The organism is Nonomuraea sp. NPDC005650, from assembly GCF_040605375.1.
In the GTDB taxonomy this organism is placed as follows: domain Bacteria; phylum Actinomycetota; class Actinomycetes; order Streptosporangiales; family Streptosporangiaceae; genus Nonomuraea.
Genome location: NZ_JBEXCR010000009.1, coordinates 99,435 through 119,387 on the forward strand (window position 1 = coordinate 99,435; position 19,953 = coordinate 119,387).

Sequence of the window (19,953 nt, forward strand, 5' to 3'; positions counted from 1 at the left end):
GCTAGGACTCGGCGCTCAAGGCCACCTTCGTCAGCTCGGCCTGGCGCTGGATCTGCCCCATGACGATGGGGTTCACCCCCTTGGCCTGGAACGTGGCGACCATCTGGTCCATCACCGCGTTCGCCCGGTCCAGATCCCCCTGCCGCGCCTCGGCCCTGGCCAGGCGGCGCATCACCATGTTCAGGGTGATGTTGTCGATGCTCGCGTCGCGGACGACCTCGCTGAGGTGCTCGATGCCCTGCTTGGGATCCGGCGGCCGGACGCGCAGCCGCTTGCCCGCCGTCACCGCCTTGAACTCGCGCTCGGCGTTCAGCCCCTTGACCAGGCGGGCGTAGACGGCCAGCGGGTGGGAGCCGTGGCGGTCGATGACCTCGTCGAGGGCCACGTTCCCCGAGCGCAGCGCGGGCGAGTCGGAGCCGAGCAGCGAGAACAGCTGCCCCTGCTCCTCGCCCAGCATCAGCTCGGCCACCTGGTGGTCGTCGCGGCTGACCGGGAAGCGCACCCTGACCAGGCACGCGGGGGAGACGATGCGGGAGCCGTCCGCGGCGATGTACTGGGCGCGCACCTGGTAGTCGCCGGGCTGCTGGAAGTAGTGCCCGTCGCGGCCGTGCCCGATGTACGCGCTGCGGTACAGGGCCGGATTGCCCTCGTCCAGCCGGATCTGCGGCGAGGCGTCCACGCAGTGCCGCATCATCGGCCGGTACAGCACGGTCCGGCCGCCCGGCCGCGTGATCGACACCTGGGTGAACTCCGTGTCGGGGTGCAGGTGTCCGTGCGTGACGCGGGGCTCGCCGGCGTAGGACAGCTTGAACTCGATCACGACGGGCTCGCCCAGCTCGAACGACTCCTTGGCGCGCAGCTCCAGCCGCAGCCCGGAGTGGTCCTCGACGGGCTGCTCGAACGGGGCGATCTCGGCGGCGCCGGTGCCGAACGCGTTCGCGCCCATGGCCACGTCGCGGTAGAAGCCGTGGCGCAGGTGGATGAGCTCCGGGTCCGTGAACTGGAAGGGGAAGGCCAGCCAGTAGCTCGGCTCGCCTCCCGGGAGGTAGTTCTGCACGTAGTTCATCCACGACAGGTCGCCGAAGCCGCCGTCCGGGCCCAGGGGCTGGGGCGGGGTGCCGAGGTTCTTCTGCCAGGAGTGCAGCAGGTTGAAGGCGTGCCCGAGCTCGTGCACGTACGTACGCAGCTGCGCCCGCTGCGCCTGCGGCGTGCTCCCCTTGATCACGTCGTAGAACACCGCGGACCCCTGCCGCTGGTGCGCGTCGTTGTAGTCGAACATGATCCCCCGGTAGCCGCCCACGTGCTTGCTGGCCACCAGCAGCCACACGCGCCAGGCCGGCACGTCGCCGAACGCGCTGAACTGCTGCGTCATCGCGTGATGCAGCTCGGCGTCGTCCCACGCCAGATCCGCGCCCGACCCGTCCACCGGGATCACCCCGGGCTGGGCGAGGGTCAGCTCGATGCCCGCCTCCGCGTACGCCGCCCGCACGCTCAGCTCCCTGGCCGGCGAGCCGCCCGGCCCCGGCAGCGTACCGGTCTGGTACGACACGAACGGCACGGTGCCGATCACGGAGTCCTGCTCCAGCAGCACGCTGCGGAAGAACGGCGAGGCGAAGGTCACCTGGTACGTGCGCCCCGCGACCGCCGCCGTGCCCGACCCGCCGTCGATCGTCACGCTCACATCCCTCACCGGGGTGTCGAACGTGAAGACCCCACGCCCCTCGATCCGCGACTCCTGCACGGTGGGGGCGTCGACCACGAACGAGCCTGCGTAGGAGGTCGTCGCGCCCGCCACGGTGAACAGGTCGCCGCTCACCCGCCCGGTGGGCCTGGCCCCGTCGACGTCGACCCGGAGCGCCAGCTGCGAGTCGCCGTCCTGTCCCTGGTACAACCCGCTGATCATGGGAGCTCCCTCGCTCAGGGCCTACACGAGGGAACACTTCACCGACCGCGGGTGCCTGTCAACGCGTTCCGCGAACTTGGAGCGCTCCCAGCAGCTCCTCCGACGCCCTGGTGATCGTCTCCACCGCCCGCTCGAACGCCTCGGCGTTGTGCGCGGCGGGCGCGCGGAAGCCGGAGATCTTCCTGACGTACTGCAGCGCCGCCGCTCGCACGTCCTCCTCGGTCACGCTCTCGGTGTACGGGGGGCGCAGGGTCTTGATGCTTCTACACATGCCCCCAACCGTAACTTCGTTCAGGGTGCGTCGACCGCCGGGCCGAGCTCGTTGCCGAAGTCGAGGGCGATCTTGCGCATGCCCTCGGCCAGGTCGTCGCGGTCGATCGCGTCGATCCGCTCGGCGGGGCCGGAGACCGACATCGCGGCCACCACCCGGTCGCCGTCCCACACGGGCACGGCCAGGCAGTGCACGCCGAGCTCCTCCTCGCCCAGGTCCATGGCGTATCCCTGGGCCCTGACGCGATCGAGCTCGGTGAGCATGGCCGCCAGGTCGGTGATCGTGTTCGGGGTGCGGCGGGGCATGCCGGTGCGCTCGAAGACCGCGACCGCCTCGGCGGGGGGCCGCCCGGCCAGCAGCACCTTGCCCACGGCCGTGCTGTGCGGCAGCACCCGCCGGCCCACCTCGGCGAACATCCGCAGCCTGCGCGGCGAGGGCACCTGCGCCACGTAGACGACGAAGTCGCCTTCGAGCACGGCCAGGTTGGCGGTCTCGCCGGACAGCTCGACCATCTTGGTCAGGTACGGCTGCGCCCACACGCCCACCATGCTCTCGGCGATGCCGCCCAGCCGTACGAGGCCGCCGCCCAGGGCGTACCTCTTGTCGGATTCCTGCCGCACGTAGCCGCGGGCGAGCAGGGTGCGCAGCAGCCGGTGGATGGTCCCGTACGGCAGGCCGGTCCGGGCGGCGATCTCTGACAGGCCCGCCTCGCCCCCGTGCTCGGCCAGCGCCTCCAGCACGTCCAGCGCCCGCTCCACCGACTGGACACTCATAGGGAGACCCCGCGCAGTGAGGCGTCGAGCACTTCGGCCGTGTGGGCCACCCTGATGTCCGAGCCGGCGCGCCGCATGGCCGCGGCGATCTGCATCGTGCAGCCGGGGTTGGCCGAGACCAGCAGCTCCGCGCCGGTCGTGGCGACCGCGGCGGCCTTCCTGTCGCCGAGATCGCGGGCGGCCTCGGGCTGGAAGATGTTGTACGTGCCCGCCGACCCGCAGCAGATGGCCGACTCGGGGATCTCGCGGACCACCAGGTCGGGGATGCCGCTCAGCAGCTCGCGCGGCTGGGCGCGCACGCCCTGGGCGTGGGCCAGGTGGCAGGCGTCGTGGTAGGCGACAGTGATCGGCAGCGGGTGCCGCTTGGCCACGGGCCCCAGCTCGGCGAGGTATTCCGACAGATCGACCACCCTGAACCCCGGCTCGCGCCCGAGCAGCTCGCCGTACTCCTTCATCGACGAGCCGCAGCCGGCCGCGTTCACCACGACGGTGTCGACCCCGGCCTTCTCGAACGTCCTGACCGTGCGGCGCGCCAGCCGCCTGGCCTGGTCGTCGCGCCCGGAGTGCACGCTGAGCGCCCCGCAGCAGCCCTGGCCGCCCGGGATGACCACGTCGCAGCCCTCCAGGGAGAGCACCCGCGCGGTGGCCGCGTTCACCTGGGGGAAGAACTCGCCCTGCACGCACCCGGTGAGCATTCCCACCACGGCCCTGCGCTCGCCCCTGGCCCTGATGACGCGCGGCATCCGCTGCCGGTGCTCGACGCGCGGCGTGAGCGCGGCCATGGCGCCGAGGCTCGGATGGACCCTGGCGAGGAACGGCGCCAGGCGCTCCGCCAGCCACATCCCCGGTCGCAGCAGCCGCAGCCTGCGCGGGTAGGGGAACAGGCTGAACACGATCCCGCGCACGGCCCGCTCCTTCGGATCCCGCGCGTGCTCCCGCTCCACCTCGGCCCTGGTCTGCTCGATCAGGCGGTCGTACTGGACGCCGGACGGGCAGGCCGTGACGCACGCCATGCACCCCAGGCAGGCGTCGAAGTGCCCGGCCATCTCCGGCGTGATCGGGGTGCCCTCGACGTGCTGCTTCATCAGGTGGATGCGGCCGCGCGGCGAGTCCATCTCCTCGCCCCACAGCACGTACGTCGGGCACGTGGGAAGGCAGAACCCGCAGTGCACGCAGTCGTTGATCAGCTCAGGGTCCACTAGATCCCTCCCAGGAACCGGCCCGGCGACATCCTGCGCCCGGGGTCGAACCGTTCCTTGACCCGCCGCATCAACGGCAGCCCGCTCACCTGCCCCCACCTGTCGACGCCCTCGTACGGCGTGGCCAGCACGTTCACCCGCCCGCCCAGCGCCTCGAACCGCTCGCGCAGCCGGGTGACGGCCGCCGCCAGCTCCTCCTCCGAGACCTCGCCCCAGAGCTCCAGGTACGCCCGCCCCGCCGCGGCCGACCCGCGGAAGGCGAACCCGGCCTCCCCGGCGGCGGCCAGCGCTCCCGCCGCCCGCGCGGGCGGGAACCGGACCTCCAGGAGCACGTCGTCCCTGAGGATCAACCCCCACCAGTCCGGCGCCTCGGCCGTGATCGTGCCCTCGCCCAGCACCACGCGCAGCGCCAGCGCGCGCTGCTCGGCCGCCGAGCCCTCCACCAGCACCGCGACCGTCGCCTCTTTGCCGTCGGGGCAGTCGATCTCCACGGCGGACGGCTCGGCCTGGGAGGCGGCCAGCCGGAGCAGCACGTCGTCCGAGGGCTCGGTGACCGCCACGAGCCAGCGCCGGTCCGCGGGCAGCGGGTGCAGCCGGAACGTGGCCTCCGCGATCACGCCGAGCGTGCCCTGGGAGCCGGTGAAGAGCTTGCCGAGGTCGTAGCCGGCGACGTTCTTGACCACCCGGCCGCCGGACTTGGCGATCGTGCCGTCGGGCAGCACGACCGTGATGCCGATGAGCAGGTCGCGGGCGGTGCCGTAGCGGAAGGCGCGCGGGCCGGCCGTGGCGGTGGCGAGCGTGCCGCCGACCGTCGTGTGCTCCGTGAACGGCGGATCGAGCGCCAGCTCCTGGCCCTTCTCGGCGAGCTCGGCGGCCAGCGCGTCCATGGTCAGCCCGGCCTGCGCGCGCACCACGAGGTCGCCGGCGGCGTGCTCGACGAGGGAGTTCATGCAGCACAGGTCGATGAGCACGTCGCAGCGCTCGGGCGGGGCGCCCCAGTGCAGCTTCGTGCCGCCGCCCGCGGGCACTGCCGCCAGGTCTTTCTCGGCGCAGGCCCGCAGCACGGCCGAGATCTCCCCGACCGTCTCGGGGAGGGCGACCCAGCGGGGCAGCACGCCGTTGACGGCGTCGTCGGCGTCCGCCTGCCTGATGGTCACCCCCGTGTCGGCCAGCATCAGAACTGCTCCGCCTTCCCCGACTCCACCAGCGGGTGCACGCCCTTGCGCACTCCCGGCACCTCGCCGCACAGGCGCGGCGTGGGGAACACCTTGCCCGGGTTCGACAGGCCCCGGGGGTCGAACGCGCACCGGACGAGCTGCATGGTGTCCAGGTCGTCCGCGCTGAACATCTTCGGCATATAGCGGGATTTATCCACCCCGACCCCGTGCTCGCCCGTGATCGAGCCGCCGTGTTCGATGCACAGGTCGAGGATCGCCCCGGAGACCACCTCGGCCCGCTCGCCGGCCCCCGGCTCCGCGTCGTCGAACAGCACGAGCGGGTGCAGGTTGCCGTCCCCGGCGTGGAAGACGTTCGCCACCCTGATGCCGTGCTCGTGCGAGAGCCGGTCGATGGCGGCCAGCACCCCGGGCAGGGACGTGCGCGGCACCACGCCGTCCTGCACGATGTAGGCCGGGCTGATGCGCCCGACGGCGGCGAACGCGGACTTGCGGCCCTTCCAGATCGCCGCCCGCTCGGCCGGGTCGGCGGCCACCCGCAGCTCGAACGCGCCCGAGCAGATCTCCGTGAGCTGCGCGAACTGCCGCTCGACCTCCGCCGCCGGGCCGTCCAGCTCCACGATCAGCACGGCGCCCGCGCCTTCGGGGTAGCGGCAGGCCACCGCCGCCTCGGCCGCCTCGATGGCGAGCGCGTCCATCATCTCGATCGCGGCCGGCACGATGCCCGCGCCGATGATCGCCGAGACCGCCTGGCCGCCCTGCTCGATGCTCTCGAACGCCGCCAGCACCGTGGTCACGGCCTCCGGCGCGCGGCAGAGGCGAACCGTGATCTTGGTGGCGATGCCCAGCGTGCCCTCGGAGCCGATGAACGCACCCAGCAGGTCGTAGCCGGGGTCCATGCGGTCGAGCGTGACCAGGTCGCCGTCGGGGGTGACGATCTCGCAGGCCTCGACGTGGTTGACCGTGAAGCCGTACTTGAGGCAGTGGGCGCCGCCGGAGTTCTCCGCGACGTTGCCGCCGATGGAGCAGACCTGCTGGCTGGAGGGGTCGGGCGCGTAGTAGTAGCCCCGGTCGCGCACGGCCTCGGTGATGGCCAGGTTGGTGACGCCGGGCTCGACGACCGCCCGGCGGTTGTCCAGGTCGATCTCCAGGATCCTGCGCATCTTGGAGGTGACGATGAGCACGCCGTCCTCGCGGGGGAGCGCGCCCCCCGAAAGGCCGGTGCCCGAGCCCCTGGCCACGAAGGGCACGCCGAAGTCGTTGCACACGCGGACCACGCGGGCGACCTGCTCGGCCGTGTCGGGCAGCACGACCACGCCGGGCGTCGCCCGGTGGTAGGTGAGGCCGTCGCACTCGTACGTGCGCAGGCGTACCGGATCGGTGATCACCGAGTCATGGGGCAGCAGCGAGCGCAGGGCCGCCGTCAGCGTTTCCAGCACCCGATCCCCCTCTTTTTCCTAGTTCTACGGCATTCGAGCATAGGCGGGAAGCGTCAGGAACTCGGCGAAGTCGTCGTCCAGCGCAACCTCCTTGAACAGCGCGGTCGCCTGACCGTACAGCTTCTCGTCGTGGCCGGGCTCCTCGGCGATCCTGGCGAGCTCCTCCGCGATGATCCGCTCCACCAGTTCCTTCGTCACCTGGGCGCCCGTGTCGGCGAGCGTGATGTCGTTGTGGATCCACTGCCAGATCTGCGAGCGCGAGATCTCGGCGGTCGCGGCGTCCTCCATGAGGTTGTGGATCGCCACCGCGCCCAGGCCGCCCATCCAGGCGGCGAGGTAGCGCAGGGCCACGTCCACGTTGTTGCGCAGCCCGGTCTCGGTGATCTCGCCGGGCGTCTCGGAGACGGCCAGCAGCTCGGCGGCGCTCACGTTGACGTCCTCGCGCAGCCGGTCGAGCTGGTTGGGCCGCGACCCCAGCACGCCGTCGAACACCTCGCGGCACACCGGCACCAGGTCGGGGTGCGCCACCCACGAACCGTCGAACCCGTCGCCCGACTCGCGCGTCTTGTCCGCCCGCACCTTCTCCAGCGCCACGGCGTTAACCTCGGGGTCGCGCCGCGAGGGGATGAAGGCCGCCATGCCGCCGATGGCGTGCGCGCCGCGCTTGTGGCAGGTGCGCACCAGCAGCTCGGTGTACGCGCGCATGAACGGGGCCGTCATCGTGACCGCGTTCCGCTCGGGCAGCAGGAACTCGCGGCCACGGGTCCGGAACTTCTTGATCACGCTGAACAGGTAGTCCCAGCGGCCCGCGTTGAGGCCCGCCGAGTGGTCGCGGAGCTCGTACAGGATCTCCTCCATCTCGAACGCGGCCGGGTAGGTCTCGATGAGGACGGTCGCCCTGATCGTGCCGTGCGGGATGCCGAGGAGCTCCTGAGCCCTGGTGAACACGTCGTTCCAGAGCCGCGCCTCCAGGTGGGACTCCATCTTGGGCAGGTAGAAGTACGGGCCCTTGCCCTTGTCGATCTGCCGCTGGGCGCAGTGGAAGAAGTAGAGCCCGAAGTCGAACAGCGAGCCCGAGACCGGCTGCCCGTCCACCTGCGCGTGCTTCTCGTCCAGGTGCCAGCCGCGCGGGCGCACGACGACCGTGGCCAGCTCGTCGTCGGGCCCCAGCGCGTACGACTTGCCGCCGGTCTCGAAGTCGATCGTGCGGTCGAGCGCGTCGCGCAGGTTGAGATGGCCGCTCACGCAGTTCTCCCAGAGCGGCGAGTTGGCGTCCTCGAAGTCGGCCAGCCAGACCTTGGCTCCGGAGTTGAGCGCGTTGATGGTCATCTTCTTGTCGACCGGGCCGGTGATCTCCACCCGGCGGTCCTCCAGGCCGGGCGCGGGGGGCGCGACCTGCCAGTCGGCCTCCCTGATCCCCTTCGTCTCCGGCAGGAAGTCGAGCAGGCCGCCCGCGGACAGCTCCGCCTGCCGCGACTGGCGGGCCGCCAGCAGCTCCAGCCGCCTGGCGCCGAACTCCCGCTGGAGAGTCGCCACGAAATCGAGCGCCTCCGGAGTGAGGATCTCGTCGAACCGGTCGAGCATCGGGCCGGTGATCTCCATGGGGTGCCTTTCCGCTTCGTGGAAAACGACTTCTGGATTGTGGAAGTGAAACTACTCCCCTGGTAGTCCCGGGTCAAAGGTTGGGGTCGCTTCGGGGAGTCGTCGGGGGCATCCCCGATGTGGCCGGGGTTCTTCCCGGACAGGATTGGGGGCATGAAGACCATCGCGATCGCGGGCGGGCTGCTGGCCTCCGCGCTGATGTTGACGGGGTGCGGGATGGCGAGCATCGCCGGCCCGAGCAGCGAGGAGACCGCGTCGTACGAGGTGACGGACAAGGTCGCCAGGCTGCAGGTCAAGAGCGGCGCGGGCGATACCGAGGTGACCGAGACCGGCGGCAGCGCCGTACGCGTCACCGAGACGCTGCGCTGGCGCGGCGACGACAAGCCGAAGCCGGAGCACAGCGTCGAGGGCGACGCGCTGCGCCTCTCGTACGACTGCCCGTCGAGCCTGGGCAGCTGCAGCGTCGACTACAAGATCGAGATCCCCAAGGGGCTGACCGTCGACCTGGACAACGGCTCGGGCAACATCACGCTCAGGGGCCTGACCGGGGAGCTCGGCGTACACGTCGGCTCCGGCGACCTCGACGCCGCGGAGCTGGCGGGCAAGAAGGTCGTCGCGGAGGCGGGGTCCGGGAACATCGAGCTCAAGTACACCGCTGTGCCCGACAGCGCCGCCCTGAAGGCCGGCTCCGGGGACATCGTGCTGCGCGTGCCCGACGGGGCCTACGACGTGGACACCCGGGTGGGATCCGGTGACACCGACGTCACGGTCAGGAAGGACAGCTCCTCGCCGCACAAGATCTCGCTCGAGGCCGGATCCGGCAACGTCACGGTGTCCGCCGGATAACGGGGTGATTGTGGCCGGGATGTCGTGCCACCATCGTGGGAAGACACCGGTGTGTCCAGACGTTCCCTAATAGAGATGACACGAATGCACGATTACACCGCGCTCGACCTCGACGAGTTCGAGACCGGCGACATGGACCTCGAGGAGCGCCAGGCGCTGCGCCGCGTGGCGGGCCTCTCCACCGAACTCCAGGATGTCTCCGAGGTCGAGTACCGGCAGCTGCGGCTGGAGCGGGTCGTCCTCGTCGGCGTCTGGACGTCAGGCACAGTGGACGACGCGGAAAACTCCCTGCTGGAGCTCAAGCTCCTGGCCGAGACGGCCGGGTCCCAGGTGCTCGACGGGCTCGTCCAGCGTCGCCAGAAGCCGGATCCGGCCACCTACATCGGCTCGGGCAAGGCGCTTGAGCTGCGCGACGTGGTCGAGTCGACCGGCGCCGACACCGTGATCTGCGACGGCGAGCTGACCCCCGGTCAGCTCCGCCAGCTCGAGGAGACGGTCAAGGTCAAGGTCATCGACCGCACCGCGCTGATCCTCGACATCTTCGCCCAGCACGCCAAGAGCCGCGAGGGCAAGGCCCAGGTCGAGCTGGCGCAGCTCCAATACCTGCTGCCCCGCCTGCGCGGCTGGGGTGGCAACCTGTCCAGGCAGGTCGGCGGTCGCGCCGCGGGCGGCGTCGGCATCGGCGGCCGCGGCCCCGGTGAGACCAAGATCGAGCTGGACCGCCGCCGCATCCGCGAGCGCATGGCCAAGCTGCGCCGGCAGATCAGCGGCATGTCCACCTCGCGCGACACCATGCGCTACCAGCGCCAGCGGCGCGAGGTCCCCGCCGTGGCCATCGCCGGCTACACCAACGCGGGCAAGTCCTCGCTGCTCAACCGCATCACGGGAGCCGGGGTGCTGGTGGAGGACGCGCTGTTCGCCACCCTCGACCCGACCGTGCGCCGCGCGCGCACGGCCGAAGGCCGGCTCTTCACGATCGCCGACACCGTGGGCTTCGTGCGGCACCTGCCGCACCAGCTCGTCGAGGCGTTCCGCTCGACGCTGGAGGAGGTCGCGGACGCCGACCTGATCCTGCACGTGGTGGACGGCTCGCACCCCGACCCGGAGGGCCAGCTGGCCGCCGTGCGCGAGGTGCTGGCCGACATCGAGGGCGCCGCCGACATCCGCGAGGTCGTCGTGATCAACAAGGCCGACGCGGCCGAGCAGGACGTGATCGACCGGATCATGCGGCGCGAGCGCGACTGCGTCGTGGTCTCGGCGCGGACCGGCCGCGGCATCCCCGAGCTGATGGCGGTCATCGAACGCGAGCTGCCCCGGCTGGACCACGAGATCCACCTGCTGGTGCCGTACGACAGGGGAGACCTGATCTCCAGGGCCCACAAGGAGGGCGAGGTGCTCTCCATGGACCACGTGGAGGACGGCACGGTCCTGCACGCCCGGGTGCTGCCCAGCCTGTGGCAGGAGCTCGAGCGGGTCGGCAAGCCCGTGGAGCGGGTCTCCTAACCCTCCGGTCACCCCCGGTTTCGCCGTTGCGGCCGGGCGGCCCCCACTCGCGCGATACGGTGGGGTCGCCCGGCCGAGCACGTTCAGGCGGGTCTGCGGTGCCCCGGAAGGGGTGCGGACGGGTCTGCCGTGACGGTCGGCGAACGATGTCACGGGTCGGGCGCGACGGCGGCCTGTGGCAGGCTGGAACGCCGGCGGCGGACGGTACGTAGCGGAGTGGCCCTCGCCGCAAAGCACGCATGGCTACCCAAAAGCGGCAGTGGTCCCCGAACCCTGAGGTTGCTAGAATCGGCCAGACCCCTTACGTGGTCGGGTTTCTAGGTTTGGGTCTGGGTTTCGGATGATGACTCTTGGTATCAAAGTCGTCAACGGGGGCCTTGGGGACGAGGTGGGGCTGGGTGACGGTTGGGATCAGTGGTCTTTCTTCCGAATAACCCTGTACAGCAAGCCCAGCTGTGAAATAACGTAACTGAACTGAAATCGCCGGATCATGACTCTGGCGATACGGTCACCGCACAACACGATGCGGATGAGAGCAGGAGACCCCCCATGTCGTCCGGACCCGGAGCGGACTCAGTGGGCGCGGCACAGCCCCTGAGCTGTGCGCTGCGCCCATGCCAGCGCGCGGGCGGGGGCTCACGCAGGGCGGTGATGCGGTGACCGTTCGACTGCTGACCAACATCGGCCGCCTCTGGACCGGCAACGAGGTCCTCAGCAACGCCGCCATCCTCGTGCACAACGACCGCATCGCGTGGGTCGGGCGCGCGCCCGACCTCCCGCAGAGCGTCCCCGGGGTCGTCGACGACATCGTCGACGTCGACCACGTCGAAAACCTCGGCGGCGCCCTCGTCACGCCCGGTCTCATCGACGCCCACACCCACCCCGTCTACGCCGGCAACCGCTACGCCGAGCTGGCCATCCGCACCGGCGGCTCCAGCGCCGCCTCGATCACCGCGGCGGGCGGCGGCGTGGGCTCCACGGTCACCGTGACCCGCGGCACCGACCCGTGGACCCTCTGCAACGGCGTGCGCGAGCGGCTGCGGGGCTGGCTGCTCAGCGGCACCACCACGGTCGAGGCCAAGACCGGCTACCACCTCACCCGCGACGGCGAGCTGGCCGACGTGCGGCTCCTGCGCGAGCTGGAGAAGGAGCCGATGATGCCGCGGGTGCACGTCACGTTCCTGGCGGCGCACGTCGTGCCGCCCGAATACTTCGGCCGCCAGCGCGAATACGTCGAGGCCGTGGGCGCCTGGTGCGCCGACGCCGCCGCGGCGGGCGCCGACAGCGTCGACGTCTACTGCGACGAGGGTCACTTCACCACCGAGGAGTCCCGCTGGGTGCTGGCCTCCGGCCGCAACGTCGGGCTCCTGCCGCGCATCCACGCCGGCCTCTTCAGCCGCCGCGGCGCCGTCCAGCTGGCCGCCGAGCTCGGCTGCGCCTCCGCCGACGGGCTGCACCACATGTCGGACGAGGACATCGCGATCATGTCCCGCTACGGCGTGCCCGCCGTCGTCTGCCCGGCCACGGCCCTGCAGCGCGGCCACCTCCCGCCGGTCCGCCAGATGATCAAGCACGGCGTCCAGATCGCCCTCGGCAGCGACCACAACCCGGGCTACTGCGGCATCACCTCGATGTCCCTGGTGATCGCCATGGCGGTGTCGGCGTTCGGGATGAGCGTCAACGACGCCCTGCGCGCGGCCACCCTCGGCGGTGCCACCGTCCTGGGCGCTCCCGACCGCGGCGTCCTGGCCCCGGGCCGGCTGGCGGACATCGTGCAGTGGGACGCCGACCACGAGGGCGCCTTCGCCTGGTCCTTCGGTCTCAAGCCGCGCCGCGTGTGGCGGGGTGGGACTCCGGTCCAGTAGTTACTCTCGGGGTTATGCCGCCCTCGGTCGCCGTGGTCACCGATTCGACCGCGTACCTGCCTGCCGTGCCGGGTGTCACGGTGGTCCCCGTCCAGGTGATCGCCGGCGGGGTCTCGTACGACGAGCCGTTGTTCGGCGGCGACCTCGCCGCCGCCACCACCTCCCGCCCGTCCCCGGAGAGCTTCGCCTCCTGCTACGCCTCCCTGGCGGCCGCGGGCGCCACGGGAATCGTCTCGATCCACGTTTCCCGCGATATGTCCGGCATCGCGGACTCCGCCCTGGCCGCCGCGGCCGACGCGCCCGTGCGCGTGGAGGTGATCGACAGCCGCTCGATCGCCATGGGCCTCGGCTACCCGGTCCTGGCCGCCGCCGACGCCGCCGCGACCGGAGCCACCCTGGAGGCGGTGACGGCCGCGGCCCGGCGGTGCATGGACACCACCCGGACGTTCTTCTACGTCGACACTCTCGACGCCTTACGACGCAGCGGCCGCATCGGCACCGCCGCCTCCCTCGTCGGCTCGGCCCTCATGATCAAGCCGCTGCTCCACATCGTGGACGGCCGCATCTCACTCCTGGAGAAGGTCCGCACGTCCTCCCGCGCCATCGCCCGCCTGGAGGACCTCGCCGTCCACGCGGCCGGCGAGGGGCCCGTGCGGGTGGCCGTACAGCACCTCGGGGCCGGCGAACGAGCCGAGGCCCTGGCGGAACGACTGCCGAAGCGGTTGGGGGGTCTGGGCGAGCTGCGGGTGGTGGAGGTGGGCGCGGTGATCGGTGTCCACGTCGGTCCCGGCATGCTGGGACTCACGGTCACGTCGTACAAGCCCTGACCAAGCTGACCTCCCCGCCGCCGGCGAGGGCCTGCGGGCTAACGCGGAACCCGGACGCTCCGGGCTTGATGTCGCGCGATGAGGGGCTACGGGCCGCGCGGGACCACTGCCATCCGTCCTTCCCTCTCCACGACGGCCAGGTCGCCGGACTGGTCGGTCCGGTAGACGCCGGCACCCAGCCGACGCAGGGCGGCAAGCGTGGACGTGGCGGGATGGCCGTAGTCGTTGTCGGCGCCCACGCTGATCAAGGCCGCCCGTGCCCCGACCGCCGACAAGAAGGCCGGGGACTGCCGGTTGGATCCGTGGTGCGGAGTCTTGAGGATGTCGGCTCGCACCACCGTCCGGCGCAGCAGCTCTTCCTGCGCCTCCGTCTCCAGATCGCCGCTGAGCAGGATGGATCCGGAGCGCCAGCGTACGTGGACGACCACGCTGGAGTTGTTGATCGCGCTACCCTCCCCCTGCCCGTTCATCGCGCCCAGGGTGGGGTCGGGACCGAGCACCGTCAGCTCCGACGGGCCGAAGCGCCACCGAGTTCCGGGTGCGGCAGTCCATTCCGGTATGCCGTGGCGGGCCAGCGTGGCCGAGATGTGGGAGACGGCTCGCGCGCTCGTCCGCTGCGGGCTGACGACCACGGCACCAACGCGCCGGTTCCGGAGGACGCCGGGGAGGCCGTCCACGTGGTCGGCGTGAGGGTGGGTGAGGATCAGGAGAGGTACGTCGTCGACGCCGATCCTGCGCAGGCACCGATCCATGACGACCGGATCGGGCCCGGTGTCGACCACGATCCCTCTCCGCGGTCCCGCCGCCACGACGAGCCCGTCCCCCTGCCCAACGTCGCACATCACCATCAACCACCCCTTGGGCGGCCAGGAGCCGACGATGGGCCGGATCGCCAGTACGGCGACCAGGGCCGCACCGACCACGGTCACCGCCATCGCCCGCCACATCCTGCGCCGCAGGATCGGCACGGCGATCACCACCGCGAGCAGCAGCAACCCCAATCCAGGAAGCCCGCCGGGCCACGGCACGGTGGCGAACGGCAGGTTCACCGCCCAGCGGGCCACGATGATGATCCACCCGACCGCGTAACCGGCCGGGACGACCAGAAGCTCCGCACCTCCGGGCCATATGGGCGCCACCAGAGCGGCACCGAAGCCGAGCAACGTCGCAGGGGCTACCGCCGGGGCCACGAGCAGGTTGGCGATCACGGCGACGGGAGTCAGCTGTCCTGACATCAACACCAGGATGGGCGTCACCGCCACCTGCGCGGCCACCGGCACAGCAACGCTCTCAGCCATCCAACGCGGCAACCGAAACGACCCTCCGGAGCGTCCGCCAAGGGTCGAGTGGGGGCTACGGTCGCCTTGTTGGATGTCTTGTCCCTGTGGGCCTGCTTCCTCGTGTGGGCCTGTCTCCCCGTGTGGGCCTGTCTCCCCGTGCGGGTCTGCCTCCCCGTGCGGACCTGCCTCCCCCTGTGGGCCAGGGTCGCCATGTTTGCCGTGTCTCGGGTTGTTCTGATCGTCGATGTCGCTCTCGGCGTTTGGGGATGACAGGCGGTCACGCCAGCGTGGGGCGAGGATGAGGATGCCGGCGGTGGCTGCGACCGAGAGGGCGAAGCCGTACGAACGGGCCAGGTCTGGGGCGAACAGCACCAAGAGGAGGACCGTTGCCGACAGGGCTGCGAGGCCGTCCTTCGCTCGGCCTGTGCCCAGCGCTATGGCGGCGGCAAGACCCATGAGGAGTGCGCGTAGAACGCTTGGGGAGGGGCGGGCGACCACGGCGAACGCGAGCATCGCGATGGCGGCGAAGACGGCTCTCACTGGGAGGGAGAGCCCGATGAGACGGGAGAGTGCGAGGGCAGCGCCTGCCACGATTGCGAGGTTTGCTCCGCTTACGGCGTTCAGGTGGCTCAGGCCGGCCTCCTTGAGGTCGGACGACACCTGGGGGTCCATGCGTGAGACGTCGCCGACGACCAGGCCCGGCAGGAGGCCTTGCTGGTCGGCGGGGAGAGTGGCCGCGGCGGCCCGTAGGCCCGATCTGAGGCTGCCCGCTGCTGTTTGGAGCAAGGACGGGGGTGTCAGGACTCGTGGTGGACCTTGCACCAGGAGGATGGCTGCGACGAGGTCCCCCGGGGCCGGCGTGGCCAGGCGGCCGGTCACTTCGAGGTGCTGGCTGGGGAGCAGGGTGCTCCAGTCGTGCCCGTTGGCGAAGACGGTGATGGGGACGTTGACGGTCTGCCGGTTGCCGGCTGTTTGGATGACTTCCAGGGTGGCTGGGGTTACGTAGCTTTCTTGGTTGAAGTGGCCGCTTCTGTTTTGTCTGCGTCTGGGGTCGTCCGTTAGGGCGATCTGGGCCTTGATAGAGGTGTTCTTCTTGGCCAGGTCCGCTGCTGGGCCGGTGGTCAGGGCGTGAACCCGCAGGGCGATCGACGCCGAGGCCGCGGCTGCGCAGATGAGGGTGGCAATGATGATGTTGCGCCATGGGGTAGAGAGGGGCGGTCGCCGAACGCCCGGGTCCTCATGTTGAGTGGCCCAACCCTCGTGGTGGGCGCCCGGGTCCCCATGTTGGGTCGCCCGACCCTCGCGCGGGGAGCCCGGGTCCCCATGTTGGGTCGCCCAACCCCCGTGCTGGGCACCCAGGTGCCCACGTTGGGTCGCCCAACCTTCGCGCGGGGCGCCGCCTGGGTCCCCGGGTTGGGTTGGCCGACCCTCGTGCTGAGGGTCTGGGTCCCCGGGTTGGGTGGGGCAGGCGTCGGAGGGTGATTGCTGGGTTATGAAGCGGGTGCGCCACGCTGCGGGGCAGGCTGCGGCTGAGGCGGCCAGGGTTGTGGCGATGGCGACGATCAGGCCTGTGCGGGCGGAGCAGCCCAGCAGGACCAAGGCACATGCCCAGGTGGCCAACGCGGGGAGGATGAGGGGCCAGGCGTGTTCGCGGTGGACACTGTCCTGGTCGGGGTGGGGGACTTCCGTGTTCGCGTCGGCCCCGTCGTCGGGTCGGCCGCTGTCGGGCGGGGGGCTGGCGTTGGCCTGGCTTGGACGGGTTGGGCCGAGGTGTTCGGTGCGCGGGGTGGGCATGTCAGACACGGACCTTTGCCTTGAGCTCGTCGTACTTTCGTGGGCCTATGCCGGTCACCTCGCGTAGTTGTTCGACGGTGGTGAAGCCGCCGTGGGTGTCTCGGAATTCGGCGATTCGAGCTGCCAGGACCTCGCCCACGCCTGGGAGTTGTTCGAGTTGGTCGGTTGTGGCGGAGTTGAGGTCGAGCACGGCGGTGGCCGGGTCCGCGATGGGCGAGCCTTGGGGTGCCTGGGCGGTGGTGGCGCCCACGACTATCTGCTCGCCGTCGATCAGGCGTCTGGCGAGGTTGAGTGCGCCTGTGGAAGCGCCGCGGGTTACCCCTCCTGCCGCTGCCACCGCGTCCGTGACTCGGGAGCCCGCGGGGAGCAGGTAGACGCCTGGTTTGCGGATCTTGCCGGTGACGTGGACGGTCACCTTGGCGACGGCGGTCGGAGAAGGTGTCCTTGGCGGCTGTGAGACCGGGGTGGGAGGGGGCAGCGGCTCCGGTGAGGGCTGGGAACGCCAGACGAAGAACGCGGCTACGGCGGCGGCGAGAGCGCCCAAGGCCAGCAGGATTCGGAGGCCGGGCTTGCCTGGGTCGAGGGTTGAGGCTTGGGAGGCGACGGCTGCGCGGAACGCTTGGAAGGTGGGTGGCACGGGGGCAGGTCCGCGCTTTTGGTCAGGTGATGGTGATGACGATGCGGTTGAACGTTGGTTGCGGCTTTTGTGAAGAGCGTGGGAGGGGGCGGCATCTTGGTCATTTCGCCCAGGAGATGTTCTTGAGAGGGTGTCGTGCTGGTGGCGCTCCTCTCGTGGCGTGGTGAGGTCGGTGTCGTCGTCCCAGCGGGTCTTCTGTTGTGGTGGGGTGGAGTCGGTGTCGTGCCGGCGGGTTTCTCCGCGCGGTGTGGCGAAGTGGGTGTCGTGCCGGAGGTCTCTCTCCCCTGGCATGGCAGGGGCTGTGGTGTCCCAGCGGTCTCTCTCCCTTGATGCAGCAGGGTCCGTGGCGTCCCAGGAGCTTGTCTCGCCTGGTGCTGCGCGCGTGATGTCCTCCCAGCGGCTTCCCTGGCGCAAGGGGGTGAGGGCGGCGTCGTCCCGGCTTTCTCCCTCACGAGGGTCGGTTGAAGGCTGTCGGGCCTGGTGTGCTCTGTCCCGGGGGCTGGGTGGGGAGGCTTGCCTCTGTGGCTGGGACCCGACCGGCTCGGTCACGGCGACGGTAAGCCAGCCGAGAGAGCGGCGGGAGCGGCGGGAGGGCGCGGTGATCGACCGTAGCCGGGACTCGGCTATGGTCCGCTCTGCCGTGGGGTCGGGGGTTCGCACGGCTGAGAACGTAGATCGTCAGCAGTCGTCGTCGAGGTCCCGAACCCCGTTCTGGGGATGAGGAGGGAGACGAGCGAAGGGCTGTGGACAACGAGGCCGATTATGACCAAGGTCAGCGTGCACGCTGGTTGAGGATCGTGCGTGGGGGCGCGGGCAGGGCTACGCGGAGGGAGGGCTGAAGGTCCGCATAGGGAGAGGCTGAGGGCCGCGTGGGAGACCCGGAGGGCGGAGAGCGGGAGGGTTTAGCGGGCGTCGCAGGATTGGTGCTGGGCATTGCGGGGTTGGTGCTGGGCATCACGGGGGCTGGTGCGGGCGTCACGAGACCGGTGTTGGGCATCGCGCGGGCTGGTACGGGCGTCGCGGAGTTGGTGCTGGACGTGGCGGGACTGGTGCCAGGCGCCACGGGGCTGAGGGCGGGCGTTGCGGGGAACTGGGGGCGGGTGCTGCAGGGCTGGGGCGGGCGCTGCGGACCTGGGGCCTTGCGGTGGCACCTGGCTCCTTGGCGGCATGCCGTCAGTGCGTGGTTCGGTGCCTGGGCGCCTGCCTCGTCTGGTCGCTATCGGGAGGCGTGCCGTCGATCGCGTGGCTTGGTGTCTGAGGGCTGGCGTCGTTTGGTGGTTGGCGGGTGGGGTGTCAGTTGCGAGGTTCGGTGTCTGGGTGCCTGCCTCGTCTGGTGGTCAGCGGGTTGGGTGTCGTCAGTTGCGTGGCTTGGTATTTGGGGTGCCTGCCTCGTCCAGCGGTTATCGAGTGGCACGCCCTTAGCCGTGCGGCTCGGTGTCTGGGCCTCGGCTGGGGATTGGCGATGTGCGGGGAACAAGGCTGGCGAGAGTGGTTAGCCAGCTGGGTGGAGTTGGTGACCTGGGCCCGGTGGGTACGGGGTGCGTTCCGAGTACCGGGTTGTCGGCGGCGCATGGCATGCTGCCTGACATGGCGGGAACCGATCCAGCACCTGTGTCCCTGGTCCTCGGCGATGAGGAGCTGCTGGCCGAGCGGGCGGTGAGTAGTGTCGTCGCCGCCGCGCGGGCCGCGGACTCGGGTGCCGAGGTGCATGACCTCTTGGGTGGGAAGGTCGCGGTGGGCGAGCTGACGCAGCTGACCTCGCCGTCGCTCTTCGGCGATCGTTCCGTGGTGGTGATCCGGTCGGCCCAGGATCTCTCCAAGGACGTCATCACCGAGATCCTCACCTATGCCAAGCAGCCCTCCGACGACACCGTGCTCGTGCTGTCGCATCCGGGTGGGGTGAAGGGGAAGGCGCTGGTCGACGGGGTGAAGAAGGCCGGGGCCAAGGTGGTCACGGTCAACAAGGTCACCAAGGCGGGGGAGCGGCTGGACTTCATCAAGGAGGAGTTCAAGCGGGCTGGGCGGGGCGTCTCCGGGGACGCGGCCCAGGCGTTGCTCGATGCCGTGGGCAATGACCTGCGGGAGCTTGCGGCAGCGTGCAGCCAGCTGGCGTTCGACACGGAGGACAAGACGATCAGCGTGGCCGCGGTGGCTCGCTATCACAAGGGGCGGGCCGAGGTCACCGGGTTCAACGTGGCCGATTCCGCTGTCGAGGGGCGGTTGGCCGACGCGCTGGAGCAACTGCGGTGGGCTCTGGGCACCGGGGTCGCTCCCGTGCTGCTGGTAAGTGCGCTGGCCGGTGGACTGCGGTCGCTGGCCAAGGTCGGCAGCGCGCCGCGCAACCTTCGGGGCGGGCAACTGGCCAGCCATGTCGGCATGCCGCCGTGGAAGGTCGACCGGGTCAAGCGGCAGCTCAACGGGTGGGGGCCCGAGGGGCTGTCCAGGGCGATCCAGGCTGTGGCGAGTGCGGATGAGCAGGTCAAGGGTGGGGGAGCGGACCCGGCCTATGCGCTGGAACACACGGTGCAGGTGATCGTGGCCAGCCGCACCGGGCGATAGTCGGCGGTCGATTTCCTATGCCGGCTGAATAACCGGTCGGCCACAGGACCGTCCACACCTTTCGGCCGGCCCTTCGTACGCCATGGGCGTCAGTCAGCCAACGGGAGTTGTAGGGCACGGCTGGGGCCATTGGGGTGGCTGGGAGCAGGGTTTGGCTCTAGCGGTCGGGCGGTGGGTTGGTAGGGCGTTGGCTCGGAGGCTGGTTGGCTGCAGTCACAGGGGATGGGGTAGTTGGGGCGCTGGCAGCCGGGTGGGGTGGGTTGGTTGTGGCGGCCCGGAG

General features: G+C 70.7%; 14 protein-coding genes. 5 read left to right on the forward strand and 9 right to left on the reverse strand.

The window, feature by feature from the left end; translation table 11 throughout:
• Nucleotide 1 precedes the first annotated feature (1 nt).
• The 7 genes from ABZS69_RS17290 to aceB are packed head-to-tail and all read right to left on the reverse strand — an operon-like array spanning nt 2 to nt 8,362.
• Complete coding sequence (locus tag ABZS69_RS17290; RefSeq protein ID WP_355372791.1) at nt 2-1,903, reverse strand: hypothetical protein; 1,902 nt, start codon at nt 1,901-1,903, stop codon at nt 2-4.
• A gap of 58 nt (nt 1,904-1,961) precedes the next feature.
• Complete coding sequence (locus tag ABZS69_RS17295) at nt 1,962-2,174, reverse strand: DUF2277 domain-containing protein (RefSeq protein WP_355372794.1); 213 nt, start codon at nt 2,172-2,174, stop codon at nt 1,962-1,964.
• A 20-nt stretch (nt 2,175-2,194) separates the two neighbouring features.
• Complete coding sequence (locus ABZS69_RS17300; RefSeq protein ID WP_355372796.1) at nt 2,195-2,947, reverse strand: IclR family transcriptional regulator; 753 nt, start codon at nt 2,945-2,947, stop codon at nt 2,195-2,197.
• The gene (locus ABZS69_RS17305; RefSeq protein WP_355372799.1) at nt 2,944-4,146 is read right to left on the reverse strand and encodes a heterodisulfide reductase-related iron-sulfur binding cluster; all 1,203 of its coding nucleotides are present in this window, start codon (nt 4,144-4,146) and stop codon (nt 2,944-2,946) included. The genes ABZS69_RS17300 and ABZS69_RS17305 overlap by 4 nt, the downstream gene beginning before the upstream one ends.
• Nucleotides 4,146-5,321, reverse strand: coding sequence for an FAD-binding oxidoreductase (locus tag ABZS69_RS17310; RefSeq protein WP_355372801.1), 1,176 nt, complete (start codon nt 5,319-5,321; stop codon nt 4,146-4,148). The genes ABZS69_RS17305 and ABZS69_RS17310 overlap by 1 nt, the downstream gene beginning before the upstream one ends.
• A complete protein-coding gene (locus tag ABZS69_RS17315) occupies nt 5,321-6,757 on the reverse strand; it encodes an FAD-linked oxidase C-terminal domain-containing protein (protein ID WP_355373401.1) in 1,437 nt (478 codons plus the stop codon). The genes ABZS69_RS17310 and ABZS69_RS17315 overlap by 1 nt, the downstream gene beginning before the upstream one ends.
• A 27-nt stretch (nt 6,758-6,784) precedes the next feature.
• Nucleotides 6,785-8,362, reverse strand: a complete 1,578-nt coding sequence (aceB, locus tag ABZS69_RS17320; RefSeq protein WP_355372803.1) for a malate synthase A — start codon at nt 8,360-8,362, stop codon at nt 6,785-6,787.
• A 153-nt stretch (nt 8,363-8,515) separates the two neighbouring features.
• Between aceB and ABZS69_RS17325 the strand changes: the two genes are divergently transcribed.
• The 4 genes from ABZS69_RS17325 (at nt 8,516) to ABZS69_RS17340 (ending at nt 13,403) form a co-directional block, all read left to right on the forward strand.
• Nucleotides 8,516-9,208: a DUF4097 family beta strand repeat-containing protein gene (locus tag ABZS69_RS17325; protein ID WP_355372806.1), complete on the forward strand. Its 693-nt coding sequence runs from the start codon at nt 8,516-8,518 to the stop codon at nt 9,206-9,208.
• Nucleotides 9,209-9,283: 75 nt separating this feature from the next.
• Nucleotides 9,284-10,711 (forward strand): GTPase HflX, encoded by a 1,428-nt coding sequence (gene hflX, locus ABZS69_RS17330; RefSeq protein ID WP_355372809.1) that lies wholly within the window; start codon nt 9,284-9,286, stop codon nt 10,709-10,711.
• Between the two features lie 656 nt (nt 10,712-11,367).
• Nucleotides 11,368-12,576, forward strand: a complete 1,209-nt coding sequence (gene hutI / locus ABZS69_RS17335) for an imidazolonepropionase (protein WP_127930837.1) — start codon at nt 11,368-11,370, stop codon at nt 12,574-12,576.
• Between the two features lie 14 nt (nt 12,577-12,590).
• Nucleotides 12,591-13,403, forward strand: coding sequence for a DegV family protein (locus ABZS69_RS17340; protein ID WP_355372813.1), 813 nt, complete (start codon nt 12,591-12,593; stop codon nt 13,401-13,403).
• A gap of 86 nt (nt 13,404-13,489) precedes the next feature.
• On the opposite strand, the gene ABZS69_RS17345 is transcribed toward ABZS69_RS17340, so the two are convergent.
• The gene (locus ABZS69_RS17345) at nt 13,490-16,477 is read right to left on the reverse strand and encodes a ComEC/Rec2 family competence protein (RefSeq protein WP_355372816.1); all 2,988 of its coding nucleotides are present in this window, start codon (nt 16,475-16,477) and stop codon (nt 13,490-13,492) included.
• A 1-nt stretch (nt 16,478) separates the two neighbouring features.
• Nucleotides 16,479-17,021: a ComEA family DNA-binding protein gene (locus ABZS69_RS17350; RefSeq protein WP_355372818.1), complete on the reverse strand. Its 543-nt coding sequence runs from the start codon at nt 17,019-17,021 to the stop codon at nt 16,479-16,481.
• A gap of 1,680 nt (nt 17,022-18,701) precedes the next feature.
• Here ABZS69_RS17350 and holA point away from each other — a divergent pair.
• Nucleotides 18,702-19,673, forward strand: a complete 972-nt coding sequence (gene holA / locus ABZS69_RS17355) for a DNA polymerase III subunit delta (RefSeq protein WP_355372821.1) — start codon at nt 18,702-18,704, stop codon at nt 19,671-19,673.
• Nucleotides 19,674-19,953: the final 280 nt, after the last annotated feature.